The 6,002-nt window shown below is 57.0% G+C and carries 5 protein-coding genes and 3 pseudogenes; 3 read left to right on the forward strand and 5 right to left on the reverse strand.

The genetic code is table 11. The features are described from left to right. Window positions 1–199 (reverse strand): annotated as a pseudogene (locus tag ACFQEY_RS05480) (IS5/IS1182 family transposase); the annotation flags it as partial. Window positions 200–296: 97 nt separating this feature from the next. On the opposite strand from ACFQEY_RS05480, the gene ACFQEY_RS05485 reads away from it, so the two are divergent. Together ACFQEY_RS05485 and ACFQEY_RS05490 are read left to right on the forward strand one after the other, a co-directional pair. After that, complete coding sequence (locus ACFQEY_RS05485; RefSeq protein WP_379765576.1) at window positions 297–689, forward strand: acyl-CoA thioesterase; 393 nt, start codon at window positions 297–299, stop codon at window positions 687–689. A gap of 121 nt (window positions 690–810) precedes the next feature. Beyond that, window positions 811–2,484, forward strand: coding sequence for an acyl-CoA synthetase (locus ACFQEY_RS05490; protein ID WP_379765579.1), 1,674 nt, complete (start codon window positions 811–813; stop codon window positions 2,482–2,484). A 60-nt stretch (window positions 2,485–2,544) separates the two neighbouring features. Here ACFQEY_RS05490 and ACFQEY_RS05495 read toward each other — a convergent pair whose 3' ends face one another. The 4 genes and pseudogenes from ACFQEY_RS05495 to ACFQEY_RS05510 form a co-directional block, all read right to left on the reverse strand. Continuing rightward, window positions 2,545–2,961: a pyridoxamine 5'-phosphate oxidase family protein gene (locus ACFQEY_RS05495; protein ID WP_379765583.1), complete on the reverse strand. Its 417-nt coding sequence runs from the start codon at window positions 2,959–2,961 to the stop codon at window positions 2,545–2,547. 514 nt (window positions 2,962–3,475) lie between these two features. Further along, window positions 3,476–3,601 (reverse strand): annotated as a pseudogene (locus tag ACFQEY_RS05500) (enoyl-CoA hydratase-related protein); the annotation flags it as partial. Between the two features lie 50 nt (window positions 3,602–3,651). After that, on the reverse strand, window positions 3,652–3,849 hold the full coding sequence (locus tag ACFQEY_RS05505) for a hypothetical protein (protein ID WP_379765585.1): 198 nt from the start codon (window positions 3,847–3,849) through the stop codon (window positions 3,652–3,654). 97 nt (window positions 3,850–3,946) lie between these two features. Beyond that, window positions 3,947–5,473 (reverse strand): aldehyde dehydrogenase family protein, encoded by a 1,527-nt coding sequence (locus ACFQEY_RS05510; protein ID WP_379765588.1) that lies wholly within the window; start codon window positions 5,471–5,473, stop codon window positions 3,947–3,949. Between the two features lie 102 nt (window positions 5,474–5,575). Here ACFQEY_RS05510 and ACFQEY_RS05515 point away from each other — a divergent pair. Further along, a pseudogene (locus ACFQEY_RS05515) lies at window positions 5,576–5,878 on the forward strand (IS6 family transposase); the annotation flags it as partial. Window positions 5,879–6,002 lie beyond the last annotated feature (124 nt).

The raw sequence follows: 6,002 nt of genomic DNA on the forward strand, positions 1-6,002 counted from the left end.
TGTAATAGCAATGGAGAAAACCACGCATCATCTCGGGCGGTTCAAGATCTCGGGTTCGCCCCGTCTCACCCGGGGCGAACACGTCTAACTCTTCGAGAAACTCGAAGGAGAGGTGCTCGAACAGCGCTAGCGTCTCGGTCTCCACGACATTGAAGAACGAGTCTACCGAAGGATCATCTTGCAGGGTCGCTGAACTCATCCACCTCAGCGTTCACCCTGCTCTTTAGTGTGCTACTCGTTCTATGACACCCTCAGCGGTCAGAACCTATAAGCCGGTAGGCACTCTTATCCCAACCGTGCCGTACACGTACCACTGGCCCATCAGATCAGGCGACACCGACTTCTCGGGTCTCGTTTACACGCCAGCCGTAATCGACTGTGTTGTTGAAGCTGTTCAAGCACTCCTCGAAGACATCGACTACGACCCCCAGACAGCCATGGAAGACGATATATTGTACCCGGCTGCCCATGCAGAGGCAGACTATCTCGGTGAGATATCTATTGGAGACCAGGTTGCCGTCGAGATAACGCCGGACATCGGAACAACATCGGTTACATTCGAAGCACTCGGAACACTCGATACGGTTGTCTTCGAGAGCGAACTGACCCTCGTGTTCGTCGATACTGATTCGAAAGAACCACAGCCTGTGCCCGACGATGTGGCCGAGGCACTGTCTACTTACGCATAACGACAGTAGGCTGGCCGGTCTTTCGGCTACGTCTGTCGGTGACCACGTTTTATTCGTGGTAAATCTGCCCGAGTACATTAGAGTAACTTAATATAGGACCGTCTAAATATGTGGGACGTACATGTTCGACAACGTTCCAGCGTCGTTCGTCCCGGATAGCGATCGGCCCGACCTAGTTTTCGCTCACCCCGACTTCGACTGGGCCTACAATACCGACCAGTTGAACACGACGGCGGCCATCTTAGACCAGCCCGTTGAGGCAGCGGAACAGGAGGATAGTCTAGCGGTCGTAGATGAAGATTTCGACCGAGAAGTCACCTACGGGGAATTACAGGATCGCGTCAATAGACTCGGCAATGCTCTGCTCGATGCTGGTTTAGAGCCAGGGGATCGGGTTCTCTACCGCCTCCCAACGCGCCTCGAGACCCTGGTTACGATTCTCGCACTCTGGAAAACTGGATTGGTAGCCGTCCCTAGCAACCACGCCCACCAAGCCCGCGAACTTGAGTACTTTGTGACAGACACCGAGGCGTCTGCGATTATCACGACCACCGAAGACTTAGAAGCAACTTACGAGGCCATCGATGGCACCGAAACCCTGACTGATCTCGTGATGCTCACTGATGAATACAATATACCCGACGTCCCGGTGGACGTAGCCATCCATGATTACGAGGAGATCATGGAAGCTGCAGATACGCACCTCGAGGCGGCTGACACCGCTCCGCTCGACGTCGCCAACATCTGTTACACCGGTGGCACGACCGGGAAACCGAAGGGCTGTATCTGGCTGCATGCCTCGAACGTCGCAGGGTCGATTGTCACCAGCGAAGACCGGGCGATCGATGAGTCATCAATCATGTTCAATCACGCTCCAATGGGCCACGGCTTCGGCATGATAGATCGGACATTGACGATCCGCAACGGCCCCACACAAATCTTCAAAGCCCGTCCAAGCCCTAACGAGGTTGTCCAGATTATCGACGAACACAATGTTACTCGGTTCGGCGGGGTGCCAACCATCTGGAGGATGATCATCAACGAGGGTCTGCTCGCAGAGCACGACCTCTCGAGTCTCTCGGAAGTACTGTTGACAGGCGAGACTACCGACCGCGAGACGTTCGACCGAATCACCGAGCACCTAGGCTTCGAGCCCTGCAACGTTGTTGGTATGAACCCGATGGGCGGTGTCTTCCCATTCATCAGATCGTACAGTGGCGGGGACAAGGTTGCCCCACTCCACTCAGTCGGACGACCCGTACCGGGCTTGGAAGCAAAGGTCGTCAACGAGGACGGCGAGCAGGTTGCTCGGGGTGAACTCGGTCGGTTAGCCGTCCGGGGCCCTACGGGAATCGCGTACTGGCAGAACGAACATCCGGGTGTGGGCGACCGCCAGCACGAGGACACGCTCGACGGGTGGAGTCTGGTCGACGATATCTACCGCAAGGACGAGGATGGGTGGTTGTGGTTCGAGACGCGGCTGGACAACATGATCGTCTCGGGCGGGCGCCAGATCGCCGCCCCCGAAGTCGAAGAAGTCCTCAACGACCACCCTGCGGTGGCAGAATCGGCCGTCGTCGGCAAACCCGACGAAACGAGAGGCGAGATCGTCAAAGCCTTCGTCACCCTCACTGACGACGCCACCCCCGACGACACTCTCGTCACAGACCTCCAAGACCACACGAAATCGGCGATGGCGAAGTACAAGTACCCCCGCGAAATCGAGTTCCTCGACGAACTCCCGAAAGACGAAGTCGGCAAACTCCAACGCGCCCAACTGCGTGAACAAGGTTAACTCGACAATCGGAGTGCCAACAACGTATCTGTTGGTGGCTCCGTCTAAGTATTCTCGGAGTTACACGACACCTTCGCCTTGTCGCCCCGACGCCGACTCTATCACGAGTTCATAGATGTGAACGCCGGTGATTGGGGCATCCGGTGGGAAGATGCTCGGAAACCATGCATTCTCGTCCATGACTGCTTCAACGTCCTCACTCTCTTCCGTGGGCAGTTCTCGGAGGGAGCCGCGCAATATTACGCTCTCCCACTCGAAGCGTGTCTCGACATTGTACGTTACTAAGCAAGCCTGCTCGGTGTCGCTCGCAACGGCGAGTTTCTCACTATCCTCACCGAACTGCAGGAGGTACATGAGGGCTCGTTCACCATCGTAGCCGAACGAGACGGGAATGGCGTAGGCCTCACTGTCCCTGGCCAGCGACAGTACTCCGTGCCCTCGTTCTCGGAGGACTTGCTTAATTGCCTCATCGTCCATCGAGGATCCGTGAACCGATTTTGCATCTTCTGGTTGCATAGGAGAGTCCAGTTGAACGTGCGCGCGGCTATCCCCTATAACTGCTACGTCATTCCCGGCGTCTGGGAACGAGATCATGTCCGCTTTACTCTCTGCGGAACGCAGGTTCGTGATTGTCGACGGAGGCAGAAATCCCGCTTCGGAAATTTTCCGTGTCGAACAGATCGTACCCAGTTGCTGTTCGAAAGCAGTTCCCTGATTGAGGCTCGTCACCATCCAGTCTGTCACTTCCTGCTGGGCCGCTACGTGAGCGCGCGCCGGCCATCGGCGATCCGGGCGGCGTAAGTTCGGACTTCGTCCCGGACCTCTGCCGGATTGACGACGCACTGAGGCCGATTCAAGTCGGCTGCCCCACCGACGTGACACGGCAGGTATTGACGAGTACGTTGATAGCTGTCGTCCGGCCAACTTCACGCGGAAGACGCTGGGTCCCGCCGCCGGGAATTGCCCCGATTTCGGTTTCGGTGCAGCCGAGCTACCAATCATCGTCCGAGACGATCCGGACGTCACAGGCGAATGCCAACTCAAACCCACCGACGAGACGGTGGCCATCAATGGCAGCCACGGTTACTGCAGAGAGTTTCTCACCCGTTCGGAATAGGTTTTGAACGCGACGAAGTTTCGCAGGGCCTGTTCGTCTGCCTCAACATATCACGAAAGACTGCCACCCGCCAGGAGCATGCCATCTAGGTCGCTCTCTACGACGACCACGCCGGCGCCAGCCTCGGGAGCGTCTTCGGTGGCAGTTTCGGGGTCATTCAGGAACTCGTCAGTAATCGAAGTAATTGGAGGGGATGCGAGAGGTATTCGGCCGATACCGTCTGCCTGGGGAAAACTGACTGCGGTCATTGGTGACATCAGTGTGTAGCTCGGTGGAGATAAATAATGTGTGGACGCCCGAGGCGTGAGGGAGCTCAAGTTGACTCGACAGATGGTCGTCTCGGGCTCAGTAAATACCAACAGACCCCTCTCGGAGATCGGCGTTGAGACTCTTGAGTTCGGTGTACTCTGAGAGTACTTCACGGCCATTCTCGCGACCAGTACCGCTCTGTTTGGTCCCTCCGTAGGGCATCTCGGTCGGCAAGCGGTGGGCAAGGTTGCCCGTAATCGTTCCCGCCTCGAGATCCTTCGTCGCTCGGATTAGCGTGCGGTAGTCGTCTGTCCAAACGCCGGCGGTCAGACCGAACTTGCTGTCGTTGGCCCGCTGGATGACATCATCGTAGTCAGACCAGACCTCGACTATTTCGACCGGACCAAAAATCTCCTCGCAAGCAGCGGGAGCGTCTTGAGGTACGTCTGTCAGCACGGTCGGCTCGACGAACCACCCGTCGGGGAGCGTGCTGTCTTCGGGTACACCCCCGCCAGTGAGGACGGTCGCGCCGCGTTCACGAGCATCGTGAATATACTCTAAGATGTCTTCGTGTTGGCTCTCGTCGACGATTGGGCCCAGGCGAGTTCCCTCTACGAGTGGGTCCCCGATTTCTAGATCTGCCGACTTCGAGACGAATCGGTCGAGGAATTCGTCGGCAATGTCTTGATGTAGGTACAACCGAGCGGTCGCTCCGCAGATTTGGCCAGCGTTGAAGTAAATGCCCATCATGATGTCCTCGACGGCTTTCTCAAGGTCGGCGTCGGGGAACACGATAGCCGGGCCCTTGCCGCCAAGTTCCAGCGTCACGGACTTCACCGCGGCGGCACCAGAGCGCATCACCTGCTTGCCAGTTTCGCCGCTCCCTGTAAACGCTATTTTGGGTACGTCGGGGTGTTCGACTAGTGCCGCCCCGGTGTCTCCGAAGCCAGTAACCGCATTGACGACGCCGTCCGGCAGGACATCGTCGATTATTCGGACGAGTTCGAGTGTACTCGGACTCGCCTGCTCTGCCGGTTTCAAAACGACACTGTTACCAGCTGCAAGCGCAGGGGCCAACTTGTTGGCCGTTAGCATATGCGGAACGTTCCAAGGGACTATTGCCCCGACGACACCGTAGGGTTCCCGAAACGTCAGAACAAAGTCGTGTGTCTCTGCCGGAATCGTTTCGCCGGTGATGTCTCGAGCCAACCCAGCAAAATAGTCGAAACGGTCAGCGACCTGAGGGACCTCGCCCTTTGACTCCCGCAAGGGACGACCAACGTCGAGCGTAATCGCCTGTGCAAGGCGATCTCGCTCGTCCCGGATAGCATCGGCAATATCCTGTAGATACGTGGCACGTTCACGGGGTGTGATGTCGGACCATGCTTCGAAGCCTTGGTTAGCGGCAGTGACGGCTCGGTCAACATCGTCGGCACCCGCATCTTGAACCTTAGCGTGTTCCTGTCCAGTGGTCGGATCGGTAGCGGCGAATGTCTCCCCGGTTGCAGCCGGTTCCCACTCGCCGTCGATCAGGATTCCGTACTCGGTCGTGGAAAACGCCTCAATCGCGGCGTCTGCATGCCGCTCACGAGGGCTTCTCGTCGGTTTGGATGACTCAGTCATCTCTCGGTAATAGACGAGAGCGGCAGTTAATTGTTTGGTCATCCGACCAGGTCGTGTTTAGTTAAGGATGAAGAGTGAGGCGGTGTGATTTCTTGCTGATTCATGGCAGAAATCGCCCGCCTCACCGGAGATTGGGACTGGATTGATTTGGATTTTGTGGAGCGAGAGCGGACACCCGAGTCTGCGATGAAGCTCGGTATTCAGACGCACGTTGCGGGGCTGTCACTGTCGAATACCGTCTCACTCCTCGAAAGCCTGGGTGTCGAACGCTCACGCAAAGCCGTTCATGACTGGGTTCAGAAGGCCGATTTACAGCCCACAGAGGGCTGAAGCCCGAATCACGTCGCGGTTGACGAGACTGTGATTCGGATCAATGACCAGCAATATTGGCTGTACGCTTGCCTTGTTGAACGCAAGACGGCGACGGGGTAGGGTCGATTGTACGTAGTCTCAAGCTGTCAGAGGCGCGTTCTTACGATCAGAAGATACAGTAGCTGTTACTGACGGCGGTTGTCGAAGGGTCAAAACT

The sequence above is a fragment of the Halorubrum trueperi genome (genome assembly GCF_042662525.1).
Taxonomy (GTDB): Archaea; Halobacteriota; Halobacteria; order Halobacteriales; family Haloferacaceae; genus Halorubrum; species Halorubrum trueperi.